The 22,669-nt window shown below is 68.0% G+C and carries 17 protein-coding genes; 11 read left to right on the forward strand and 6 right to left on the reverse strand.

From position 1 onward, the window contains the following. Nucleotides 1-19 precede the first annotated feature (19 nt). Nucleotides 20-940, reverse strand: coding sequence for a M14 family metallopeptidase (locus AC5JLE_RS07160; protein ID WP_496065160.1), 921 nt, complete (start codon nt 938-940; stop codon nt 20-22). Nucleotides 941-1,071: 131 nt separating this feature from the next. On the opposite strand from AC5JLE_RS07160, the gene AC5JLE_RS07165 reads away from it, so the two are divergent. The 3 genes from AC5JLE_RS07165 to AC5JLE_RS07175 all read left to right on the forward strand — a co-directional run bounded on the left by AC5JLE_RS07165 (nt 1,072) and on the right by AC5JLE_RS07175 (nt 5,806). Beyond that, a complete protein-coding gene (locus AC5JLE_RS07165; protein ID WP_241884021.1) occupies nt 1,072-3,153 on the forward strand; it encodes a TonB-dependent receptor family protein in 2,082 nt (693 codons plus the stop codon). A 62-nt stretch (nt 3,154-3,215) separates the two neighbouring features. Beyond that, complete coding sequence (locus AC5JLE_RS07170; protein WP_262217521.1) at nt 3,216-4,988, forward strand: chloride channel protein; 1,773 nt, start codon at nt 3,216-3,218, stop codon at nt 4,986-4,988. A 101-nt stretch (nt 4,989-5,089) separates the two neighbouring features. After that, nucleotides 5,090-5,806, forward strand: coding sequence for an MgtC/SapB family protein (locus AC5JLE_RS07175; protein ID WP_014647448.1), 717 nt, complete (start codon nt 5,090-5,092; stop codon nt 5,804-5,806). 73 nt (nt 5,807-5,879) lie between these two features. Here AC5JLE_RS07175 and AC5JLE_RS07180 read toward each other — a convergent pair whose 3' ends face one another. Then, nucleotides 5,880-6,287: a MerR family transcriptional regulator gene (locus tag AC5JLE_RS07180; protein WP_262217522.1), complete on the reverse strand. Its 408-nt coding sequence runs from the start codon at nt 6,285-6,287 to the stop codon at nt 5,880-5,882. Between the two features lie 63 nt (nt 6,288-6,350). Between AC5JLE_RS07180 and AC5JLE_RS07185 the strand changes: the two genes are divergently transcribed. Next, on the forward strand, nt 6,351-7,178 hold the full coding sequence (locus AC5JLE_RS07185; RefSeq protein ID WP_049407423.1) for a class I SAM-dependent methyltransferase: 828 nt from the start codon (nt 6,351-6,353) through the stop codon (nt 7,176-7,178). Nucleotides 7,179-7,258: 80 nt separating this feature from the next. Here the strand turns inward: AC5JLE_RS07185 and AC5JLE_RS07190 are convergent, their stop codons facing one another. From AC5JLE_RS07190 to AC5JLE_RS07205, 4 genes are all read right to left on the reverse strand, one after another. Then, on the reverse strand, nt 7,259-7,522 hold the full coding sequence (locus tag AC5JLE_RS07190; RefSeq protein WP_223224455.1) for a DUF6959 family protein: 264 nt from the start codon (nt 7,520-7,522) through the stop codon (nt 7,259-7,261). A gap of 148 nt (nt 7,523-7,670) precedes the next feature. Next, the gene (locus AC5JLE_RS07195) at nt 7,671-8,513 is read right to left on the reverse strand and encodes an outer membrane protein assembly factor BamE (protein WP_496065161.1); all 843 of its coding nucleotides are present in this window, start codon (nt 8,511-8,513) and stop codon (nt 7,671-7,673) included. A gap of 61 nt (nt 8,514-8,574) precedes the next feature. Continuing rightward, a complete protein-coding gene (locus AC5JLE_RS07200) occupies nt 8,575-14,406 on the reverse strand; it encodes an ESPR-type extended signal peptide-containing protein (protein WP_496065162.1) in 5,832 nt (1,943 codons plus the stop codon). Between the two features lie 235 nt (nt 14,407-14,641). After that, a complete protein-coding gene (locus tag AC5JLE_RS07205; RefSeq protein WP_032962548.1) occupies nt 14,642-15,622 on the reverse strand; it encodes an AraC family transcriptional regulator in 981 nt (326 codons plus the stop codon). A 693-nt stretch (nt 15,623-16,315) separates the two neighbouring features. Here AC5JLE_RS07205 and AC5JLE_RS07210 point away from each other — a divergent pair. From AC5JLE_RS07210 to AC5JLE_RS07240, 7 genes are all read left to right on the forward strand, one after another. Continuing rightward, nucleotides 16,316-16,504 (forward strand): Flp family type IVb pilin, encoded by a 189-nt coding sequence (locus AC5JLE_RS07210; RefSeq protein ID WP_005416979.1) that lies wholly within the window; start codon nt 16,316-16,318, stop codon nt 16,502-16,504. Nucleotides 16,505-16,593: 89 nt separating this feature from the next. Continuing rightward, entirely contained in the window at nt 16,594-17,139 is a 546-nt protein-coding gene (locus AC5JLE_RS07215; protein ID WP_032962549.1) for an A24 family peptidase, read from the forward strand. Next, on the forward strand, nt 17,136-17,612 hold the full coding sequence (locus AC5JLE_RS07220; protein ID WP_032962550.1) for a TadE/TadG family type IV pilus assembly protein: 477 nt from the start codon (nt 17,136-17,138) through the stop codon (nt 17,610-17,612). The genes AC5JLE_RS07215 and AC5JLE_RS07220 overlap by 4 nt, the downstream gene beginning before the upstream one ends. A gap of 25 nt (nt 17,613-17,637) precedes the next feature. Then, complete coding sequence (cpaB, locus tag AC5JLE_RS07225) at nt 17,638-18,672, forward strand: Flp pilus assembly protein CpaB (RefSeq protein WP_049408169.1); 1,035 nt, start codon at nt 17,638-17,640, stop codon at nt 18,670-18,672. Nucleotides 18,673-18,690: 18 nt separating this feature from the next. Beyond that, nucleotides 18,691-20,049 carry a type II and III secretion system protein family protein gene (locus tag AC5JLE_RS07230; RefSeq protein ID WP_032962552.1) on the forward strand — a complete coding sequence of 453 codons (1,359 nt, stop codon included), beginning with the start codon at nt 18,691-18,693 and terminating at the stop codon, nt 20,047-20,049. A 27-nt stretch (nt 20,050-20,076) separates the two neighbouring features. Beyond that, complete coding sequence (locus AC5JLE_RS07235; protein ID WP_041863560.1) at nt 20,077-21,333, forward strand: CpaE/TadZ family protein; 1,257 nt, start codon at nt 20,077-20,079, stop codon at nt 21,331-21,333. Beyond that, nucleotides 21,318-22,667: a TadA family conjugal transfer-associated ATPase gene (locus AC5JLE_RS07240; RefSeq protein WP_014647459.1), complete on the forward strand. Its 1,350-nt coding sequence runs from the start codon at nt 21,318-21,320 to the stop codon at nt 22,665-22,667. Before AC5JLE_RS07235 ends, AC5JLE_RS07240 begins: the two co-directional genes overlap by 16 nt. Nucleotides 22,668-22,669 lie beyond the last annotated feature (2 nt).

Raw genomic sequence — 22,669 nt, forward strand, 5'->3', positions numbered from 1 at the left:
TCCGTCCCCTTTTTATCTGTCAGCGATGGGCGAGCGCGTAATCCAGCGCCGCGCACACCGCTGCCACCTGTGCGTCGTTGCACTGCTGCGGGGTGGCCCGCGGGCTGTCCGGGTAGACCTCGGTGGTGGTGGTGTACTTCGCGCCGGTAATGCCGGCGCACAGGCCCAGCTTCACCAGCGGATACTCGATCACGCCATGGGCGACCACCGGCGAACCGATGATCTCGCCCTTGTCGTCGGCGGGGGCAATGTGGGTGACCTTCTCCACCGCAGCGATCACCGCCTGCTGGAAGGCCGGCTGCGGGGCCTCGCTGTCATCCACCAGGTAGAAGCCATCCGGAATCAGGCCCGGCTCGAACGGCTTGCCGTCACGCGCGGCCAGCGCCGGACGGAACTCGCTTTCATCACTGTCGGTGGTCTCGTGCAGGTCGATGTGCAGCACGAACTGGCCCTTGATCGGTGCAATCAGCTCGATCAGCGCAGTCGACTCGCGGGCCGGGCCATCGGCGCGGAAGTTGCGGTTCGGGTCGATCGCATCGAAGTTCCAGCGGTTGATGCGCTCGAAGCCCCACGGATTCACGCACGGCGCCACCATCAGGTTGGCCTTGCCGGCATAGTCGGCGGCGTGCTTCTCGAGGAACTCCAGCGCGCCCATCACGCCACTGGTCTCATAGCCGTGCACGCCACCGGTAACCAGCGCGGCGGGCAGCGCCGGGTTCCAGTCGCGGCTGCGCAGGGCGAACAACGTATAGGTCTCGCCAGCGTAGTCGAGCTGGCCATAGGCCACCTTGTCGAAACACGAGGCCAGCGCCTCGATGCGCGGCAGCACCTCCTGGTCATAGCGACGCAGGCGCTGCTGGCGACCACGCCACAGCTCCCGTTCCGCCGCTCCCCACGGTTGGCCAGGAGTTCCGACGGGGTAGAAGGCGGCTTGGGACATGGCGGATCTCGGCGAGTCAGGAAGCAATCGCCCACTCTACCACCGGGGCATCGGTATGAACCGGAGGCGCATTCCAATAGCGAATGGAATCAGCAATAATTCTCATTTACGACCTTCCACAACCCGCATCGATGCCCATCCACGCCCTGCAACCGGCCCGCCTGCCCCTGGCTGCCGCCCTCGCCCTGTGCCTGCTCCCGGCCACCCGTGCCTTCGCCCAGGACGGCGCCACAACGCTGGACAGCATCCAGGTGTCCGGCAGCTGGCTGGGCACCGGCCTGCATGACAGCGTCAAGAGCTTCGCCGGCGCGCGCACGGTGGTCGACCGCCAGCGCATCGAGGCCAGCGGCGCGGCCAGCATCGGCGATGCCATGCGCCGCATCCCCGGCGTGCAGGTCACCGACAACTCCGGCACGGCCGGCAGCTCGGTCTCGCTGAACATCGGCGTGCGCGGCCTGACCGGACGCTACTCGCCGCGCTCGACCGTATTGCTGGACGGCGTACCGCTGGCGGTGGCGCCGTATGGCCAGCCGCAGCTGTCGTTCGCGCCGACCAGCCTGTCCAACATCGAATCGATCGACGTGGTGCGCGGCGGCGGCGCGGTGCGCTACGGCCCGCAGAACGTGGGCGGCATCATCAACTTCAGCACCCGCGCCATCCCCACCGAGGCAGGCCTGCACGGCGAAGCGGGCGTGCGCTACACCGCCTACGACCATGGCGGCGGTGACAGCACCCAGTACAACGCCTTCCTCGGCGGTACCGGCGACAACGGCCTGGGCGCGGCCCTGCTGTACTCCGGCCAGGACGGGCGTGGCTGGCGCCAGGGCAGCGATGACCGCTTCAACGACCTGGCGCTGAAGTTCGCCTATGCCATCGACGCGCAGCAGGAACTGCGTGCCAAGCTGTCGTACTACGATGTGCGCTCGCTGACCCCGGGCGGCCTGACCCGCGCGCAATACGAGGCCGACCCGTTCCAGAACACCCGCTCCACCGATTTCTGGAAGGGCCACCGCACCGGCATCGACCTGGGCTACACCAACACGCTGTCGGCCAACAGCGAATTCGAGGTGCTGGCCTATTACAACGAAAGCAGCCGCGCCAGCTCGCTGATCAACGCGGCCAATACCCAGTTGACCGTGCAGCCGCGCGATTACCGCGTGCTTGGCATCGAGCCGCGCTATACCCAGCGCCTGCATTGGGGCAGCACGGTGCACGACATCACCGCCGGCTACCGCTTCCTGCGCGAACGGGGCAACGACCGCAGCTACACCGTCAGCCGCCGCACCGGCGTGGCCAGTGCCACCACCCGTTTCGACAACGCGACCGATGCCCATGCGTTCTACATCGACGACCGCATCGCGATCGGCCAGTGGCGGATCACCCCGGGCGTGCGCATGGAATGGATCGACATGGACCGCCGCCAGGCCGGTGGCACGGCGACCTTCAGCAGCCGCAACGACAAGGCCCTGCCCTCGCTCAACATCGCCTACCTGCTGACGCCGCGGCTGACTGTGTTCGGCAACTACACCACCTCGTTCGGGCCGGTGCAGAACATCCAGCTCAATTCCCAGACCGCCAGCAATCCGCTCAAACCGGAAGTGGCAAAGACCGCCGAACTGGGCGCGCGCTGGCAGGACGGCGCACTGCGCGCGGAAGTGACCGTGTTCAAGATGCGCTTCGACAACCAGATCCTGCAGGTGCCGGGGATCACCCCACCGACCTTCCAGAACATCGGCGCCACCGACCACAAGGGCGTGGAGAGCGCGCTGGAGTACCACTTCGCCGAGGACAGTGCGCTGGCCGGGCTGGAGCTGTACGCCAACTACACCTGGACCCAGGCGATCCAGCAGTCCGGTGACAACCGCGGCCTGGACGTGCCCTTCTACTCGCGCGACACCGACAGCGTCGGCGCCCGCTACGCACTGGCCGGCTGGACCTTCAATGTCTCCAGCACCCATCAGAGCGGCCAGTTCTCCGATGCCGCCAACACCTGGGAAGAAACCGCTGACGCGCGCGTGGGCCGCGTGCCGGGCGTGCGCCTGTGGAACGCGCAGGTGGCCTGGCAGGTGCCGGGGCTGGACGACAGCGAGATCGCGCTGGGCGTGAACAACCTGACCGACAAGCGCTGGTACACCCGCAACGTCGATGGCAACGCCGGCCGCATGGTGGCTGCGCCACGCACCTTCTACGTGCAGGGCCGCTACCGCTTCTGACGCGGTAACCGCCCGATGCAGTGACGGCGGCGACCACGGTGGCGGCGTATCATGCCGCCACCATGTCACTGCCTGTTTCGCCATCGCGCCTGCATCTGGCCTTCCAGGGCCTGCGCCTGCGCCTGCGCGGCAGCGACCTGTGGTTCATCGCGCTTGCCCTGCTGGTCGGCCTGATCGCCGGCTACCTGACCCTGCTGCAGTCCGGCATCGCACGCTGGCTGCAGGGCACCCTGTACGGGCTCGACGACGGCATGCGCCTGAGCTCCCTGCCCGCGCTGACCTGGACCGCACTGCTGGTGCTGCCGCTGGGTGGCCTGCTGGTCGGCCTGGTCAGCCTGGCCGCGACCCGGCTCAAGCGGCCCCTGCTCGATGCGGTCGAAGCCAATGCCCTGCATGGCGGGCGCATGTCGATGCGCGACAACCTCATCGTGCTGACCCAGACCCTGCTGTCCAATGGCTGCGGCGCCTCGGTCGGGCTGGAGGCTTCGTATACGCAGATGGGAGCGGGCAGCGGCTCGCAGCTGGGCAGGGTGATGCGCCTGCGCCGCAACGACGTGCGCATCCTGGTCGGCGCCGGTGCCGCCGGTGCCATCGCGGCCGCCTTCGGGGCGCCACTGGCCGGCGCGTTCTACGCCTTCGAGATCGTCATCGGCGCCTACACCCCGGCCGCACTGGCGCCGGTGGCGGTGGCCGCGCTGGCAGGTGCATTCGTGGCCGACCAGGCCGGCATCGAGCCCTACCTGCTGCCGGCTGCCTCGACGATTGATGTCCGCGCCGCCGACTACGCCATTTACGGCCTGCTTGGCTGCTGCTGCGCGATGGTCGGCATCGCGGTGATGCGGCTGATCGCCTCGATCGAAGGCACGGTCAAGCGCAGCCCGCTGCCTGCCTGGGGTCGGCCGGTGGTGGGCGGCCTGCTGCTGATTCCGCTGGCCCTGGCCAGCCCGCAGGTGCTGTCGTCCGGCCATGGCGCGCTGCACCTGGACCTGACCACGCACCTGCCGCTGATCTGGATCGGCGGCCTGCTGACCCTGAAGTGCCTGGCCTCGGGCATCTCGCTCGGGTTTGGTTTCCGCGGCGGCCTGTTCTTCGCCTCGTTGTTCATGGGCACCCTGGTCGGCGCCCTGTTCGCCGGCCTGCTGGCGATGGCCACTGGTGTGCCGGTGATCGATGCCACGTCCGCCGCGCTGGCTGGCATGGCAGCGTTGGCCGCCGCCGTGGTCGGCGCACCGATGACCATGGCCATGCTGGTGCTGGAAGGCACCCACGACTTCCTGCTGACCAGCGTGGTGATGAGTGCGGTGCTGGTCTCCAGCACGCTGGTACGGCAGTGGTTCGGTTATTCGTTCTCGACCTGGCGCATGCACCTGCGCGGCGAGACCATCAAGAGCGCACGCGACGTGGGCTGGGTGCAGAACCTCAACGCCGGCCGGCTGATGCGCAAGGGCGTGGCTACCGCGCCGGCCGATCTCGATGCCGCCACGTTCCGCCAGCGCTTCCCGCTGGGTTCGGGCAGCCGGGTGATCCTGATCGACAGCGAAGGCCATTACGCAGGCATCGTGCAGATTCCGCGCGTCTACGGCGACGGCGTGAAGCCGGAGACCATGATCGGCGAGCTGGCCGAGAACCGGGACGTGTCACTGTCACCGGTCGCGGACGTGGTCAGCGTGATGCAGCGCTTCGACCAGACCCAGGCCGATGAACTGGCCGTGGTCGCCGCCGACGGCCAGGTCCTGGGCGTGGTCTCTGAAGCCTTCGTCCGCAGGCGCTACGCCGAGGAACTGGACAAGCGCCAGCGCGAACTGATGGGCGAGCGCGTCGACGACACCGACTGACCCCACAAAAAGGGGACGGAGGGGATTAAGTCGTTTCTGACACTTTCGAAATCCGCGCATGGCGTGGATCTACTGTCACCTCGACCGGGTAGACTCCGGCCATGCGCTTCATTGAGACCTTCCAGGCCGGTCCCTTCGCCGACACCGTGGTCAGCCTGCTGGCCGCCTTCGTGCTGGGCACGCTGATCGGCGCCGAGCGCCAGTACCGCCAACGCACCGCCGGCCTGCGCACCAACGTGCTGGTGGCAGTGGGCGCCGCCGCCTTCGTCGACCTGGGCATGCGCATCGCCGGCAGCGCCGAGGCGGTACGGGTGATCTCCTACGTGGTCTCCGGTGTAGGCTTCCTCGGCGCCGGCGTGATCATGAAGGAAGGCATGAACGTGCGCGGCCTGAACACCGCCGCCACCCTGTGGTGCTCGGCGGCGGTCGGCAGCTGCACCGGCGCGGACATGCTGGCCGAGGGCGTGCTGCTGACCGTGCTGATCATCGCCGGCAACACGCTGCTGCGGCCGCTGGTGAATGCGATCAACCGCATCCCGATCAACGAGGCGGCGACCGAAGCCACCTACGAAGTGCGCCTGAGCGTGGATGCCGAAGCCGTACCGCGGGTGCGCGAGCGACTGGTCGATGCGCTGGAGGCCGCGCAGTATCCGGTGGGCGATGTGCAGGTGGTCGAGCATGCCGACGCGCCTACCGACGTGATCGCGGTGCTGGTCAGTACCGCGGTCAGTGCCGACGAGCTGGATCTGGTGCTGGCACGGATGGAGCACGTGCCGGGGGTGCTGCATGCCACGTGGGAAGTCAGCACCCGCGATTGATTCATCCACGCAGGGCGTGGATCTGCCGAGGTCGTGCTGCAGTAGATTCACGCCATGCGTGGATACGCTTCTCTCACCCACCCGCCATGCGCTGCTGTGCCCGCAGCAGCTTCCGGAACGAGCCGCACTTCCGGGCATCCTCTGCCTGCGGGCAGGCCGCCGCACGTTGCAGGTGCCGGCGTACCCGTTGCAGCTGGATGATCTGCTGCTGCAGCACATCAGCCTGCGCCAGCAGGGCCTCACGATCCAGCGTAAGGCATCCGCGCTGCGGTGGCAGCGATGCGCCGATCTGCTGCAGCGACAGCCCGGCCGCCTGGCCCAGGCCGATCAGTGCCAGCCGCTCCAGCACCTGCTCGTCGTACTGCCGGCGCAGGCCGCGACGGCCCACTGCCTGCAGCAGCCCAAGCTGTTCGTAGTAACGCAGGGTCGAGGCCGGCACGCCACTGCGCTTGACCACTTCGCCGATATCCAGTTCACGCACGGGCTTGACCTCAAGTGACCTTCAAGCGCCAACCTATGGGCGACTTCCCTGCAAGGCAAGACCATGACCCGTACACCCCCCGTTGATCAGAGCGCCCTGTGGAACGGTCCTGGCGGCCAGGTCTGGGTTGCGCAGCAGGCCATTCTCGATGGCCTGTTCCAGCCCATGGCCGACCTGCTGGTGGCCGAACTTCCGGAGACCGTCACGCAACTGCTGGATGTAGGCTGCGGTACCGGTGCCAGCCTGCTGGCATCAGCCGCCGCACGCCCGGCGACACACAGCACCGGCCTGGACATCTCCGCGCCGATGCTGGCGCTGGCCCGCCAGCGCGCCGAGGCTGCGGGACTGGACGCGGACTTCATCGTGGCAGACGCGCAGCGCCATCCTCTGCCGTCCGCGCACTTCGACTGGATCCAGTCGCGGCTGGGCGTGATGTTCTTCGAGGACAGCCAGGCCGCGTTCGCCAACCTGCATCGTGCCGCGACACCCGGCGCTGGGCTGCGCTTCATCGCCTGGCGCAGTGCCGACGAGAATCCATTCATGACCACGGCCGAGCGCGCCATCGGCGATGCACTGGATCTGCCGCCCCGGGTACCCGGCGCGCCGGGACAGTTCGCCTTCGCCGACGGCGGGCAGGTACAGCGGCTTGTGCAGGCCGCCGGTTGGAAGGATGTGGAGGTGGTTGCGGTAGACCTGTCCTGCTCGATCGCCCGCGAAGACCTGCCCACCTATGTCGGCCAGCTGGGCCCGTTGGGGCTGGCCCTGCGCTCAATGCCGGAAGCCCGTGCCGCCGTGCTTCGCCACCAGGCGCTGGCTGCATTCGCGCCGTTCATCGAAGGCGACCGCGTACGCGTGGATGCCGCCTGCTGGCTGGTCCGCGCCCGCGCGTAGGAAAAGGGGACGGAGGGGATTAAGTCGTTCTTGCCCCGCGTGTGCAGGAAACGACTTAATCCCCTCCGTCCCCTTTTTCTTTACAGCGCCTCGCCGGCGTCGGCCAGGCGCGATTCGATCAAGGCGTACCACTGCTGCAGCACGTCGATCAGCATGTCCAGCTCGGCGTCGGTGCGCTGTGCGCGGCCGCTGCGCAGGCAGGCCTGTGCTTCCTGCAGTTGGGCCAGGAACCCTGCCACGGTATCGGCCTGCAGGATCAAGCCGGGCAGGCGCCGGCCCGGGATGCGCACCACGGCATGGTTGCCGAGCTGGCCGTACACGCTGAGCGTAGCTTCCGTCTTCATGGAGAGTGGCAGGAATTGGGCATTCATCGCGTGCACCGTTTGTAGACCTGAGCCGCAGGCAGGCGTGGACGACGGGGGAGACGTTGCCACGCCTGCCGGCGGTCAGGGGGGACTCGGGATGCCGGGGCACCGCCCCGGCGCAGGAGGGTCAACGTGGCTGTGCCATCCCGGCGATCTGCACGCGCCGGTTCGGCGCCAGGCAGGCAATCAGCTCGCGCCGGTTGCGCTGCCCGCACTGCACGATCGGCTCAGCCGCGCCGCGTCCTTCGGCGCTGATGCTGGCCGCAGGCACGCCGCCCTGCACCAGCGCGCTGCGCACGGCCTCGGCGCGGCGCTGCGACAGCGCCTGGTTGTAGCTGGCGCTGCCGATACGGTCGGTATAGCCGGTCACCCTGATCGACTGCACCTGTGCGGCTTCGCGTACCTGCGCCAGGATGCCCTGCACCCCCTGCTGCCCTTCCGCGCTCAGCACCGCGCTGTCGAAGCCGAACAACGCGTCGGCCGACAGCCGCAGCGGCTGTTCCGGCAGCGGTGCCGGTGCCGGTGCCGGCGGGGCCGGTGGCCGCGGCGGCTCCAGCACGGCCGCGCACGATTCCGGCTTCCAGTAACCCGCCTGGGCAATGCCCTTGCTGTCAAAGCGGACCTGGAACTGGCAGGTGAAGTACTCCGCACCTTGCGCGGTGCGGAAGTTGAACAGGTAGTTCCACTCGCGCACGCCCCACATGCCTTCGTTGAAATGCGGCGTGCCCAGCAGCGTGTACAACTGCCGCTTGCTCATGCCCGGCGCGAAGCGGCGCAGGTCGGCGACGTCCGGATAGATGCCTTCCTTCAACGAGGCCCTGGAGGCCTCCGGGAACTGCACGGCGGTGGCTTCGACGGGACCGTCGGTTGCCGGCGCATGGCTGCGGCAGGCGGCCAGCAGGCCCATCCCCAGGATCAGGCCCAGCGTAGCGGCATGTTGGCCGGCGCGGGCGATGCGATGCTGTTTCATGTCATTCCCCCTGTAGACGTTTCCGCGATGCCGGGCCGCGGGTGCGGCCCGGCGGCGGGGATCACCACTGGATGCCGGCACCGACGGCCACGCCGGCCTCGCCACGGCTGTTGGTCGAACCGCTGAACTTGTAGATCCAGCGCCCGCCTTCGGAGACACCGGAGATGCCCAGCGCCACGCCCGATTCGCCGTTGTAGCTGCCAGCCGCGATCGAGGCCATGCTGCGGCCCGCCTCGCTGGGCTGCGGCAGCGCTGCGGTGGCCATCGCCGAGGCGATACCGGCCGAAGCACGGTTGTCGGTCTTGCGCAGGTCGCGCTCGAAGCCACCCATGCGCTCGTCGGTGTAGGCCTTGGACCAGTCCAGGGTCTGCGCCATGCCCGACTTCAGCTGATCCACGTTGACCGCGTCGGTACCGGCGGTGCCAGCGGCAACGTTGCGCACCGTGGTCGGGCCACTGCTGGTGCTGCCCAGGGTGACGCTGTTGTAGTTGGTCGCACCGTTCACCGTGGTGTCGTAGCGGATGGTGCCCTGCTGCGACGCCTGCAGCTGGCGCACGTTGACCGCGTCGGTGGCCTGCGAGCCGTCGGCCACGTTGACCACCTGGCGTTCGGCGCCGCTGGCACCCACCGAGACCGTGTTGGCCCGGTTCGCCACCGAACCTGCACCCAATGCCACCGAGTTGTCGGCCTGCGCCTGTGAACCATTGCCGAGCGCGGTCGAGTTGGCACCGGCGGCAGTGGAGCCTGCACCACCGGCGGCGGAGTTGGCGCCGCTGGCGGACGGATCGGCCAGGTTGTTGGTGTTGTTGGCGCGGAAGCTGCCCGCCACGTTGGTGATGTTCTGGATCTTCTGGTCGGTGTACTTCTTCGACTCGTCGATGGCGTAATTCACGCCGTTCTTCAGCTGGCCGACATTGGTTGCGTCGTAGGTGTCCGAGCCGTCGGCAACGTGGGTGATCTTGCGCTCGCTGCCGCTGCTGCCGACCGAGACCTCACCGGCCGAGTTGCTGGCACCGGTCTGGCCGTAGGCGCCGGTATAGCCGCTCTGTGCGCCAACGCTGGCCACCGAACCGGCACCCAGCGCCACGCTGTTGCCGGCACTGCTGCTGGCACCGTTGCCGACCGCCACGCTGTTGGCACCGGCTGCACTGGCCTGCGGGCCGACCGCCACCGCTTCCGCACCGGCCGCGGTGGCTGCGGCCGCCGTCGAGTTCACCGCCAGGTAGGCACTGCCACCGCCACCGTTGGTGATGCGCTGGTTGAGGACCTTCAGCGAGCCATCGACGGCAGTGAAGGCGGCGGTGACGTTGTTGTAATCGCCGCTGGTGAAGGTGCCATCGGTGGCGATGCTGGAGATGCTGAACGTCGGCGCGGTCCACGCGTTGGTGGTGCCGTTGTAGGCAGTGGTGCCGCCGAAGTAGTTGGCGATGGTGCTGTGGGTGCTGAACAGCTGGTCGCCGGTGATGGCGTCGCTGCTGCCGGCCAGGATGCTGCCGGCGGCGACGTTGGTGATCTTCACCGCGCCGGTGCCGGTGCCGGTGCCCGTCAGCGTCACGCTGTTGAGCACGTTGCCACTGCCGTCGACATCGTACTTCACGGCCAGCTTGTCGATCTCGCCGGTCTGGTCGGCAACGTTGGCCAGCGAGTTGCTGACCGCATCAAAGGCGGTGCCGACGTCGTTGTAGCTGCCCTTGGTCACGGTGCCGTTGGCGGCGACGTTGTTGATCGAGTACGTCGGTGCGGTCAGCACGCCGCTGGCGCTGACCGCAGCACCACCGCCGAGGTGGGTGGCCACGGCCTGGTTGGCGGCGAACAGCTGGGCCCCGTTGATGGCCTCGCTGCTGGTGGCGCTGACCTGGCCCGGGCCGAGATTGCGCAGCGTGGTGGCGGTGCCGGCCTGGCCCAGCGTGGCGCTGGCATAGTTGACGCTGCCATCGGCGTTGAGGTCATAGCGCAGTGCCCCCTGCTCCGAGGCCTGCAGCTGTCCCACGTTGACCGCATCGGTGGCCGCGGTACCGGCCGCCACGTTGATGACCTGACGCTCTGCGCCAGCGGCACCGATGGAAACCGTGTTGGCACGATCGGCAAGGCTTCCCGCACCCACTGCGATGCTGTTGGCTGCCGTCGCCCGCGCATTGGTGCCGACCGCGATCGAATCGGCGCCGCTGGCCACGGCCTCGGTACCGGTCGAGTTCACCCGCAGGTACTTGGTACCGCCGTTGCGGATATCGGTGATCTGCGTGTTGAGGTTGACCAGCGAACCATCCACCGCCGCGAAGGCATCGGTGGCGTTGGTGTACAGGCCCTGGGCGATGGCGCCGGTGGTGGAGATCGTGCTGATCTCGAACAGCGGTGCGGTGAAGATGCCGCTGGCCGGGTCAAAGGCTGCACGACCACCGAAGAAGCTGGCGATCGCGCTGTTCGTGGCCGCCAGCTGGCCACCGTTGACGGCCTCGAGGCTGCCCGCGGTGACCGCACCGGCGGCGAGATTGCCGATGGTGGTGGTGCCGGTGCCTGCGCCGAGGGTGACCCGTCGATAGTTCGGATTGCCGCCGGCGTCCAGATCGTAGGTCACCGCGGCATCGGCCACACCATTGATCAGGCTGATGGCCCCCTTCAACTGCGCTACGTTGACCGCGTCGGTGTTGCCGCTGCCCGCAGCCACGTTGGTGATCTGGCGCTCGCCCCCACCGGCGGTGCCCACCGATACTTCACCGGCCGAGACCTGCGGCGCCGTGAGGCCGTAGGCACTGTAGCTGGCCTGCGCGCCACGCAGTGCGGCCGAGCGGTAGCCCAGCGCGACCGAGTTGGCCTGGTTGGAGGTGGACTCGGCACCCAGCAGGGTCTGCCCGTTGGCGGTGCCGACGGCACTGTCGCCGACGATCACCGAATGGCCCATGCGCGCGGCATAGTCGGCCGTCGGCACGCCGGTCGGGTTGCTGGGATCGTTCACGCCATCACCGGGGAAGGCGACGTTGGCATCGACCTTCGGCAGCTCATGCCGTGCGTTGGCACCGATCACCACTTCCTTGGAGCCGTTGGCGAAGGCGCCGTCACCCATCAGCACCTGGTAGTCCTGCGCCGCGTTGACGGCCCAGCAGGAGATGTCGGCCAGCGCGATGTCCAGGCACTTGGCCGCCCACGCCGGCGAATCGGTCGGCAGAAGAAGGCCCAGCAGGCCACCGGGATTGCCGTTGTTGATGTTGTAGATATAGCTGTCGGAGGTGACGCCACCGATCAGGGTCAGGTGCGAGCTGCCGCCCGTGGCGGCGCCACCCAGGCCGTTGAGCGTGCTGCCGACCGGTGACAGGTTGACCACCGGCAGACCCAGCACGTTGACGGCCGAATAGGTCTGCATGACGTTGGCGTTGCTCAGCTTGAGATTGCCGTTGCTGACGTAACCATCGCCGCCGAACAGGCTGGTGGTGGTCGGCCCGATCAGCTGGCCGACATTGCCGACCAGGCCACCGGTGCCGATGATCAGGCCGGCATTCGGGTCGGCCGGCGCCGGTGCCTTCGGGCTGGTCGGCGGGATCGCCGACGGCTGGGTCAGGCCGAGACTGCCGAGCGTGCCACCCACCAGGCCACCCACGGCGCTGCCCAGGTTGCCGACGGTGCCATTGAGATTGCCGTTGAGCAGGTTGCCCACCGCGCTGCCTACGTTGCCCAGCGTGCTTCCCAGCACGCCGCCCAGGCCTGTGCCGGGGCTACCGGTGGTGCCGTTGAGAATGCCGCCCACTGCGCTGCCGACCGTGCCGACGGTGTTGTTGAGCGTGCCGCCCACCGCGCTGCCGACCTGGCCGACGGTGCCGTTCAGAGCGCCACCCACCGCACTGCCGACGGTACCGTTCAATGCGCCACCGACTGCGCCCACCGTGTTGTTGAGCGTGCCGCCCACTGCACCGCCGACCTGGCCGACAGTGCCGTTCAGTGCGCCACCCACCGCACTGCCGACGGTACCGACAGTGCCGTTCAGAGCGCCACCGACTGCGCCTACCGTGTTGTTGAGCGTGCCGCCCACTGCACCGCCGACCGTACCGACAGTCCCGTTCAGAGCGCCACCCACGGCGCCGCCGACCTGGCCAACCGCGCCGTTGAGCGCACCGCCCACTGCACTGCCAACAGTGCCGACAGCACCGTTCAGAGCACCGCCAACTGCACCACCGACTGCGCCGACCGTGTTGTTGAGCGTGCCACCCACTGCGCCGCCGACCTGGCCAACGGTGCCGTTCAGAGCTCCGCCCACAGCACCACCGACCGCACCGACCGTGTTGTTGAGCGCGCCGCTCACGGCGCCGCCAACTGTGCCGACCGTGCCGTTCAGAGCACCGCCAACTGCACCACCGACTGCGCCGACCGTGTTGTTGAGCGTGCCACCCACTGCGCCGCCGACCTGGCCAACGGTGCCGTTCAGAGCTCCGCCCACAGCACCACCGACCGCACCGACCGTGTTGTTGAGCGCGCCGCTCACGGCGCCGCCAACTGTGCCGACCGTGCCGTTCAGAGCACCGCCAACTGCACCACCGACCACGCCGACTGTGTTGTTGAGCGTGCCGCCCACTGCACCGCCGACCGCGCCGACTGTGCCGTTGAGTGCACCGCCCACTGCGCCACCGACTGTTCCGACAGTACCGTTCAGAGCGCCGCCCACTGCGCCACCGACCGTGCCTACCGTGCCGTTCAGTGCACCGCCAACCGCACCACCGACTGCGCCCACCGCGTTGTTGAGCGTGCCACCCACTGCACCGCCGACCGCGCCGACTGTGCCGTTGAGTGCACCGCCCACTGCGCCACCGACTGTTCCGACAGTACCGTTCAGAGCGCCGCCCACTGCACCGCCAACCGTGCCAACGGTGCCGTTCAGCGCACCACCCACCGTGCTACCGACCGCACCCGCGGCACCGTGAAGCGTCCCGCCGACAGCATCCACTGCTCCGCCCACCAGACCGCCGACGCCCAGCGCGCTGTGCTGCGCGGCTACGGTTGCCTGCCCGGCCAGCTTCAGGTTGCGATCGGCGACTACTTCCTGGCCGTCCGGCGCCTGCACGCGCACCTTGCCCGCGGCGCCGGCATCGAACGCGGCACTGATGGCGCGATCATGCGTGTCACCCGGCAGTTCCTCCTTGGCCGGCAGCGTGACCGCCGCCGTCGCCCGGGCCTGGCCCTGCCCCTCGATGTGATGGCCAGCCACCGCCAGATGCGCGTCGGTGTCGCCGTCGACAGAGGCCTTCAGGGACGAACCGCTGAGGCCCGCTGCCGCCTGGGCACCCGAATCGATCGAAGCGACCTGATGGCCAGCGATGCCGACCTTGGCCCTGGCGCGCGCATCGGCAGCCACGCCCAGCGGCGCCTGCGCGCCCGGCGCAACGTGCGCTGCCAGCGATGCATCCACCTGTGCCGCCTTGATCGCAGTGTTGCCCAGGCCGACAGTGGCGCGTACATCGGCCGCCAGCGCCGGCACGGCCACCTGCTTCGGCGTGGTGTTCGCTGCCAGCTTCACCTGCACGGCGGCCGGCAATACGTCACGCACCACCGGCAGCGATGTGGTGTTCAACTGCAGGCCCAGGCGAGCGTCCGCACTGATCGCGGGGCTGCTCTGCGCCTGTCGCGCGGCGGCAGCCAAGGCCACTTCCGCGTCGACCTTGACCGGCATCGGCTGCGCATACTTCGCCGCAAGCGCTTGCAGGTCGCGCAGCGACTGATTGGTTTCCGATGCCCCTGCGTGGCCGCTGGCCAGCGCGCACAGCAGTGCCAGGGCCAGCGCGGTGGGCATCAGCAGGAAGGCGCGCGGATCGCGTGCGGCGCCGCCGCCGCTGTCGCCGGTGGCCAGTTCCGAGGCCACAACCAGAGCATTGAGCTGGCGGTTCCATACACGCCGGTAGATGCGGTTCATGAGCATTTCCCCCGTAGGCGAACAACTGGAATGTCAGTGGACTTGCCGTTAGGCAGGTGACTGACATTTCAGCGGTTGCAACGGTGGCGGCGCACTTCAATCCGGCACGGCAATCGCGCATTCCGGCAAATCCACGGCCGGAATCGGCAGCCGTTTATGCAGAAGCGGCAACATGATCGGCAAGCGGATGTGCAATTCCGGCACGAATGCCGCGAAAACCCTTGCGGGGCTTGGCTCAGGCCGGTTGGCCGATCTGCGCGGGCGCGCGCATCAGGGTATCGCGCGGCAGTTCGCCGAATACCTTGCGGTAATTGTCGGCGAAGCGCGAAAGATCCCACAGGCCGCAGCTGAGGGCGATGGCTTTCACCGAGCGACGGCTGGAATCGGCCATCGACAGGCTGCGGCAGGCCGCGCACAGGCGCAGCATGGAGAGATACCGGTTGGGCGAGGTTCCAAACAGGTCCTCGAACGCATAACGCAGGCCGCGCTCGCTGACCCCAGCCGCATCGCAGATTTCATTCATGTAGATATTGCGGCGCAGGTTGAGCCGCATGAAGTTCTCTGCCCGCTGTGCGATCAGATAATGCGTACGCCGTGCACGGCTGCAACCCGGGCGATCCGCCGCACCGGCACCCAGAAGGGCCTGCACATGCTCGTGCAGCAGGGTTTCAGTTTCTTCCGGCTGCAGGCCTGCACCCTGCCCCAGCTGCAGGTGCAGCTGCTGGTAGTGGCGTGCCAACGGCGTGCCTTCGCTGGCCAGATTGAACAGTGACAGTGCCTGGCCAGCGGGAGGCGTGCTGCGCAGGCTCAGTTCGGTCAGCTTGCGCTGCACCCGTGCCACCGGCAGCAGCATCAGGGTCATGTGCGTGCCTGGGCTCAGGGTGAACTCACTGATGCCTTCCGGCATGATCGTCAACGCCATCCCCGGCGTGAGCGGTACGCCATGGCACCAGCTCAGCGTCTCATCGGTGGCGTGCAGGTACCCGAGCATCGCCCAGTCCGGCGGCAGCATGAAACGGCCGCGGCAGTGGAAACCGCAGCTGATGCTGCAGAACAGGGCTTCCTCGTGCACGCGCGAAGCGAATGCCGCACGTGGCCCATTGCCATCGAGCAGCAGCAGTTCGACATCACAGACACGAAGCACGCCGCTCAGCGTGGCCAGGTCTATCGACCGAAGGCCGCTGTCGCCGCTGTCTCCTACCCCACCATCGACCATGACAGTGTTGTCCCCCGTTGATCCGCCATGCGATGCGGCCCCCACTGCCTGACAGGGCGCGCAGCGATCCAGAAACCACTTCCGTTGTCGTGCAGGCCGCATCGGCTCCGATGCGGCCAACCATGGAAATGCAACAGCTTGAATGCGAGTATGCCCGATAATCGGCGAAGGTAAACCCGCGGGCTGCAATGAAGAAAAAAGATACACAGATGAAGAAAATGTCGGCGCCATTGGCACGGTCCTCGCATGCGCCGGAAAATGGAAATCACATAATCTGCACGACCATGAATCGTTTTGCCTTCGAAAGGATTCTCGTCACAGAAACGGCCTGAAAGTTTCAGCATCCCGGGGTTTCTGCCGAATTTGCATATAGGTTCCTGTTGCAGCCAACTTCCATTCAGGCAAAGTCGATAGCACGGTGATCCGGCCAACTGATCCGGCCGCACCCAGGGGGACAGCATGACCACGCACGCATCATTGGATGCCTCGACCACCGGCCCCGGGCCGAGCGGTCGCGACCGTGCGGCTGGCGGCCAGCCTGGAGACGATCACCCTGCTTGAGCACAGCGGGTCCATCCCGCCGTGCCTCCTCCGCCAGGACGCGCGGAGGCCCACGGACGATCCCGGCGGAGCCGGGCCACCGCCCAACGCAGGTGTACTGCATCCGCAGACAGGTAGAGGGAGACATTGGTCATGAACGCATCGATCCGCAAATTCCTGAAGGAAGAAGACGGTGTCACCGCGCTCGAGTACGGGCTGCTGGCTGCCGTCATCGCTGGTGTCCTGATCGCGGTCGGCAACGACCAGATCAAGGGGTTCTTCGAAACGCTGTTCAAGAACCTCTCCGCACTGGCCACCAAGGCGTCGGGCTCGACGACCTGAGCGGCGACCGCGCGCGGCCGGCAGAGCCGCGACGGTGGGGCGCATGGAACCAGGCGAAGACCGTCCAGTGACGGACGACGGAGTGTGCGATGACACTGCTGGGATTGTTGGCCATCGGCGTATGCCTGCGGATCGCGATCAGTGATCTGTATGCCCGTCGGGTGCCCAACGCCTGGCTGATCGCCGCTTGCGTGATCGCCACCGTGGTGATCGTCTTCGGCCAGTTCAGTGCGCCGCGCCAGCCGTGGTTGCCCCACGTTGGCGGCGCGGCGCTCGGCCTGTTGGCGCTGCTGCCGTTCTATGCCCTGCGCTGGATGGGCGCCGGCGACGTGAAGTTCTTTGCCGTGCTGGGGCTGATGCTGGGCTGGCAGGCGCTGCTGCCGGTCTGGCTGGTCGCCAGCCTCGCCGCCGGGTTGCACGCCGTGCTGGTGCTGGCGGGCCGGCGCTTGGGCGTGTTGCTGCCCGGCCACCTGCAGATGCAGGTGAATCGCACCAGCACGCAATGGCACGCGCATCCGGCCCTGCGCGACATGCAGGCCGCACGCCAGGGACGACGTGGCATTCCCTATGCCGCCTACCTCGCACTCGCCGCCATCGGCTGGGTGCTGGCAAGCATCTACGGAGGTGCACCATGAACATCCGCAGCCCGCGCCGGCAACGCGGCGTCGCCAGCATCGAGTTCGCCCTGATGCTGATGCTCGGCCTGTTGCCGCTGCTGCTGTTCACCTTCTCCGGGGTGATGATCATGGCAGCGCAGCAGACCCTGGCCACCGCCTCGGCCGAAGGTGCGCGCGCCTCGCTGCGCTACGGCACGGCCGGCGAACGGCGCACCGCCGCCTGCGTCGCCGCACGCACCTCGATGCAATGGCTGCTGCAGTTCTCCAAGCAGAACGTTGACTGCAGCGCGGGGGGCAGCAATGCCATCGTGGTGTCCGCGCAGGCGCCCTGCGCCGGCCTGGCCACGGCCCAGTGCATGACCGTGACAGTCAGCTACGACTACGCCAGCCATCCCTTCCTGCCCGGCACCGCCACGCTCTACAAGTGGGTGATGCAGGCTCCCATCCGCAGCGTCGCGGTCGCCCAGCTCGATCTCGGCAGCGGCAACTGATGACCGATATTTTGGAGACGGTTCCATGCTCAAGTTGACCCGCATCGCTGCCGTCGCCCTGATCGGCCTGGCCGTGCTGCTGGCGCTGATCGCCTTCATGATCGGGCGCAAACCGGCCGCACCGGTCACGGCCGCGCCGATCGCGCACAACGAAGTGCAGGCCATCACGGTGGTGGAAGCCGTGGCGCGCCTGCCCGCGGGCGAGCCGATCAGCGCCAACGACCTGCGCCTGGCCCAGCGCACCTCCCCCGTCGCCGGTGCCGCCACCAGCATCGCCGCCGTGGTCGGCAAGGTGCCGGTGCAGGACATCGCCGAAGGCAGCCCGATCAGCAGCAGCGCATTGGCACAGGGCTTCTCGCTGCAGCTGCGGCCGGGCGAGCGCGCACTGGCCGTGCCCGTGGACGAACTGGTTGGTGCCGGCAACCGCATCCTTCCCGGTGACTTCGTCGACGTCTTCCTCAACCTGCGCAATGCCCAGCCCAGCATCAACAGCCCCGCCGAAGCCGCGCAGACGCGCCTGCTGCTGTCGCGCCTGCGCGTGCTGAGCTATGGGCAGCAGGACATCGCGCCAGTCGCCTCGGAAGCCACCTCCAATAGCGAGGCCGACACCCGCAACGACCCGCGCGCGGCCGACATCACCGGCAGTGGCGGCAGCCACAGCAGCAATGAAGCCCCGCAACCCGCGCGCAGCGCGGTGCTGGCGGTACCGGTGGCCGACGCCAATCGACTGCTGCTGGGTGCGCAGCAGGGCAAGCTGTTCCTGGCGCTGCGCAATCCCGCTGATACGGGCCTGCCCGACCTCGCACTGTTCCCTCAGTCGCGCGGCGTGATCGATCCGCTGCGTGGGCTCGACGCAGAGCAGCAGCTGGCACTGCAGCGCCCGGAGAACCACGCCTTCGCCGGTATCGACGGCGACGCGCTGGCCGGCCGCGGCAGTGCCCCGCCACGCAGCAACGCGGATGCACCCGCACGTGCGCTGGCGCCCCGTCGCAGCGCCCCGCGCGCTTCGGGTATCGAGATCATCCGTGGCGACAGTTCCGCCCCCCGTGGCTCCCTTTGACCTGCATCGAGCGCATCCATGACCGAACGTCGCCGCCGTCCACGTCTTTCTCCCCGCCAGCGGTGGCTGGCCCTGCTGCTGGTGCTGCTGGCACCGGCAACGAGCGTGGCCGCCGATGACCTGGTGCTGCAGGCCCGTGAGCAGCGTCCCTGGAACCTGCCGGCCGACCTGGAACGGGTGGCCATTGCCGACCCCGGCGTTGCCGACATCGTGATGCTGCGCGGCCAGCGCCAGGCGCTGCTGGTGGGCAGGATGCCCGGCACCACCACCCTGCTGCTGTGGCACCGCAAGCAGGCCGAGCCGCAACGGGTGACAGTACGGGTGCAGAGCGCCGTACAGGGTGCGGCCAGCACCGGCGGCAACGATCTGGTGTTCACCCAGCAGGACCAGCAGGGCCTTTTGCAGGGAAGCACTGACAGCGTGCTCTCGCACATGCAGGAACAACGCACGGCGGCGATGGCACTGGGCAAGGAAGGTGCGCTTGCCGATACGTCCACCATCAGCAGCGGCGGTGTGGTCCAGGTCGAGGTCAAGGTGGTCGAGTTCAACAAGACCGCGATGAAGCAGATCGGCATCAACTTCCAGAACCGCAACGGCGGCTTCGCCTACGGCTTCGCGCGGCCCGGCACCGGGTTGCCGGGCAACACCGGCCTGCTGCCCGGCATGAAGGAAGGCAACAGCAGCAACGAGGCCGTCTCGCCGATTTCCTCGGCATTCCGCCTTGTTTTCGGCTCGACCAAGGGGCTGTGGAACGCCGATGTCGAACTGCTGCAGGCCAATGGCATGGCCCGCGTACTGGCCGAGCCGACGCTGGTGGCGCTGTCCGGGCAGAGCGCCAGTTTCCTGGCCGGTGGCGAACTGCCGATCCTGGAACCGCAGGGGCTTGGCACCACCACCATCACCTACAAGCCGTTCGGGATCGGCCTGACCGTGACCCCGACCGTGCTGGCAGCGAACCGCATCGCGCTGAAGGTAGCGCCCGAAGCGAGCGACCTGGACTACAGCAATGCCATTGTGCTCAACAACGTGCAGATTCCCTCGATCACCACCCGCCGCGCCGACACCACCGTCGAGCTGGGTGATGGCGAGAGTTTCGTCATCGGGGGCCTGGTCAGCTCAAACATCGTCTCCAACGTCAGCAAGATTCCGCTGCTGGGCGACCTGCCGATCATCGGCTCGTTCTTCCGCAACTTCGATTACAAGCGCCAGGACAAGGAGCTGGTGATCATCGTCACCCCGCGCCTGGTGCAGCCACTGGCGCGCAACACCGAACTGCCGCTGCCCGGCGAGCGCGAAGCCAGGCCGCATCTCCCCGAGTGGGGTTCCTGGTTGCTGGGTCCGGTCAGCCAGGACCCGGTGCCCGGATTCTCGCGCTGACTCCATGATGCCTGCGATACCACGCCCATGCCCTACGCCACCGCCCAGCCGCTGCATCCGCAAGGACCGCCAATGAACCTGGTCCTGTACGGCATCGACCGCGAACTGCTGCCCCGGCTGGCCGCCAAGCTTCCGCCGAGCACCGCCCTGCATTGGCAGGACAGCAACGCCCCCACCTCCGCCCAGGACCTGCAACGCGGCCCGCAGAGCCTGGTGCTGCTCGACTTCCGGCCCGAGCATGCGGCCGCCTCGAGCGTGCTGGCGCAGCAGCTGCAGCAGACCCAACCGGACCTGCCGCTGGTGGCCGTGGGCGCCACCAGCGCCGGCCAGGTCGAAGGCGTGGTGATCGCGCTGCGCGCCGGCCTGCGCGATGTACTGGACCTGGACAGTGACGACGCAGGCATCGAGGCGGCCTTGCGGCGCGCCCTGTCTCCGCGCCCGGCAGCGGTTGCCCAGCACGCACACAAGGCACGCCTGATCGTGCTGCTGGGTGTGCGCGCCGGCGTCGGCACCAGCACCCTGGCCGCACATCTTTCGGTGCTGGCGCAGCAGACGCGCGCCCTGGCCCAGGGCGAAGCCGTGCAGCAGGACGGCCTGCTGATGGAGCTGGCGCAGCCCTCCGGCGACCTCGCGCTGTACCTCAATCTCGACAGCCGCTTCCACTACGAAGACGCGCTGCGCAATGCCAGCCGCATCGATGCCACCCTCGCCCGCACGGCCATGGCGCGCCATGACTCCGGGCTGGTGCTGCTGGATCGTGCCAGTGGCAGCGATGCCGTCCCGCCCTCGGATCCTGGCGCGCTGCTGCAGCGCCTGCGCGGCGTGTTCGCCAGCGTGCTGTGCGATGCCGGCGGCTGCCCGTTGCGGCAGCTTCCGCCCCTGTTGCTGGACCAGGCCGACGAGATCTGGCTGGTCACCGATGCCTCGATCGCCACGCTGGTTTCTCTGGACCAGGCCCTGAAGCACCTGGCGGGCCAGCGTGAGCGCGAGAAGCGCCTGCAACTGGTGATCAACCGCCACGATGACAGCAGCGGCATGAGCCCGGAACAGATCGCACGCCGCTTCGAAGTACCGCTGCTGGCGACGCTGCCCGAACGACCGCGCGTGCGCCTGGCCGCCAGCCAGGGACACCTGCTGCTGCAGGATGCCCCGCGCGACCCCTATCTGCGTGCCCTCGCCCCGCTCGTGTCGCGCCTGGATCCGGCCGCCTGCCCGGTCCAGCCGCATGGCCTGCGGGAAAGACTCTCCCTTGCCCTGGGTGGATCGCAATGGAAGACAAGGTAACCCCGTTCCCGCACGCCGTTGCCCGCCCGGTACTGCCCGAATCTGCCCCGGGCCACCTGCCGTTCGCGCAGACCGAGCAGTACCAGAAGGTGCTGTCGGCCGCGCATGAGCACCTGCTCAACAGCATCGAGGACGAGCGCATCGACATCGATTCCTGGGCCCCGGACACCATCGCCCGCTGGGTGCAGGTGCAGACCGTGGGCTTCATCCAGGAATGGCGCATCCCGATCAACGAAGAAGAGATGCAGGTCGTCGCCGAGGGACTGGTCAAGGAGCTGACCGGTTTCGGCCCGCTGGACGACCTGCTCCACGACCCCTCCATCGAAGACATCCTGATCAACGGCTTCAAGGACGTGCACGTTTCGCAGGGCGGACAGCTCAAGCGCGCCACCCAGCGCTTCACCGATGACACCCACCTGCTGCGCATCCTGCGCCGCATCCTCGCCCCGCTCGGCCGCCGGCTGGATGATTCCAATCCGATGGTCGACGCGCGCCTGCCCAACGGTGGCCGCCTCAACGCGATCATCTCGCCGCTGGCGGTGGACGGACCGATGGTGTCCATCCGCAAGTTCCGCAAGGACCCGTTCACCCCCGACGAACTGCTCGCCAAGGGCACCTTCGACGCACCGATGCAGGCACTGCTGAAGGCGATGGTGCTGGGGCGCTGCAACATCCTGGTCTCCGGCGGCACCAGCTCGGGCAAGACCTCGCTGCTCAATGCCCTGGCCAGCTACGTGCCGGCCGATGAGCGCGTCATCACCGTGGAGGACACCGCCGAGCTTTCGCTGAACCATCCGCACGTGGTGCGCCTGGAGAGCCGCATCGGCGGCGCCGAGGGCCAGGGCGCGGTCAGCATCCGCGACCTGGTGCGCAACAGCCTGCGCATGCGCCCGGACCGCATCGTGGTCGGCGAAGTGCGCGGCGCTGAAGTGCTGGAAATGCTGCAGGCGATGAACACCGGCCACGACGGATCGATGGCCACCATCCACGCCAACACGCCGCGCGACTGCCTGTACCGCATCGAGATGCTGGCCGGGTTTGCCGGCTTCCAGGGCAGCGAAGACAGCCTGCGCCGGCAGATCGCCAGCGCCATTGATTTCATCGTGCAGATCTCGCGACTGGGCAGCGGGCGCCGGGTGCTGGTCTCGATCACCGAGATCACCGGGGTCAGCGACAACCTGATCACCACCCAGGAGATGTTCCGCCACGAGGTGCAGATCGATGGCACCGGCCGCGAGACCGACCGCTGGATCGGCCTGGGCTTCCATCCGCATTCGCACAAGCTGGAGCCGTTCCGCCAGCAGCTGCGCGAATCACTCTACGGGGACTTCTGAAC

The sequence above is a fragment of the Stenotrophomonas sp. genome (genome assembly GCF_059505245.1).

What these genes read in the sequence shown, in the direction of transcription:
- AC5JLE_RS07195 (WP_496065161.1), bottom strand. Translation starts at nt 8,513, where the DNA reads ATGAAACAGCATCGCATCGCCCGCGCCGGCCAACATGCCGCTACGCTG.
- cpaB (WP_049408169.1), top strand. Translation starts at nt 17,638, where the DNA reads ATGCTCAAGTTGACCCGCATCGCTGCCGTCGCCCTGATCGGCCTGGCC.
- AC5JLE_RS07215 (WP_032962549.1), top strand. Translation starts at nt 16,594, where the DNA reads ATGACACTGCTGGGATTGTTGGCCATCGGCGTATGCCTGCGGATCGCG.
- AC5JLE_RS07160 (WP_496065160.1), bottom strand. Translation starts at nt 940, where the DNA reads ATGTCCCAAGCCGCCTTCTACCCCGTCGGAACTCCTGGCCAACCGTGG.
- AC5JLE_RS07220 (WP_032962550.1), top strand. Translation starts at nt 17,136, where the DNA reads ATGAACATCCGCAGCCCGCGCCGGCAACGCGGCGTCGCCAGCATCGAG.
- AC5JLE_RS07185 (WP_049407423.1), top strand. Translation starts at nt 6,351, where the DNA reads ATGACCCGTACACCCCCCGTTGATCAGAGCGCCCTGTGGAACGGTCCT.
- AC5JLE_RS07235 (WP_041863560.1), top strand. Translation starts at nt 20,077, where the DNA reads ATGCCCTACGCCACCGCCCAGCCGCTGCATCCGCAAGGACCGCCAATG.
- AC5JLE_RS07205 (WP_032962548.1), bottom strand. Translation starts at nt 15,622, where the DNA reads ATGGTCGATGGTGGGGTAGGAGACAGCGGCGACAGCGGCCTTCGGTCG.
- AC5JLE_RS07190 (WP_223224455.1), bottom strand. Translation starts at nt 7,522, where the DNA reads ATGAAGACGGAAGCTACGCTCAGCGTGTACGGCCAGCTCGGCAACCAT.
- AC5JLE_RS07210 (WP_005416979.1), top strand. Translation starts at nt 16,316, where the DNA reads ATGAACGCATCGATCCGCAAATTCCTGAAGGAAGAAGACGGTGTCACC.
- AC5JLE_RS07175 (WP_014647448.1), top strand. Translation starts at nt 5,090, where the DNA reads ATGCGCTTCATTGAGACCTTCCAGGCCGGTCCCTTCGCCGACACCGTG.
- AC5JLE_RS07170 (WP_262217521.1), top strand. Translation starts at nt 3,216, where the DNA reads ATGTCACTGCCTGTTTCGCCATCGCGCCTGCATCTGGCCTTCCAGGGC.
- AC5JLE_RS07200 (WP_496065162.1), bottom strand. Translation starts at nt 14,406, where the DNA reads ATGAACCGCATCTACCGGCGTGTATGGAACCGCCAGCTCAATGCTCTG.
- AC5JLE_RS07165 (WP_241884021.1), top strand. Translation starts at nt 1,072, where the DNA reads ATGCCCATCCACGCCCTGCAACCGGCCCGCCTGCCCCTGGCTGCCGCC.
- AC5JLE_RS07230 (WP_032962552.1), top strand. Translation starts at nt 18,691, where the DNA reads ATGACCGAACGTCGCCGCCGTCCACGTCTTTCTCCCCGCCAGCGGTGG.
- AC5JLE_RS07240 (WP_014647459.1), top strand. Translation starts at nt 21,318, where the DNA reads ATGGAAGACAAGGTAACCCCGTTCCCGCACGCCGTTGCCCGCCCGGTA.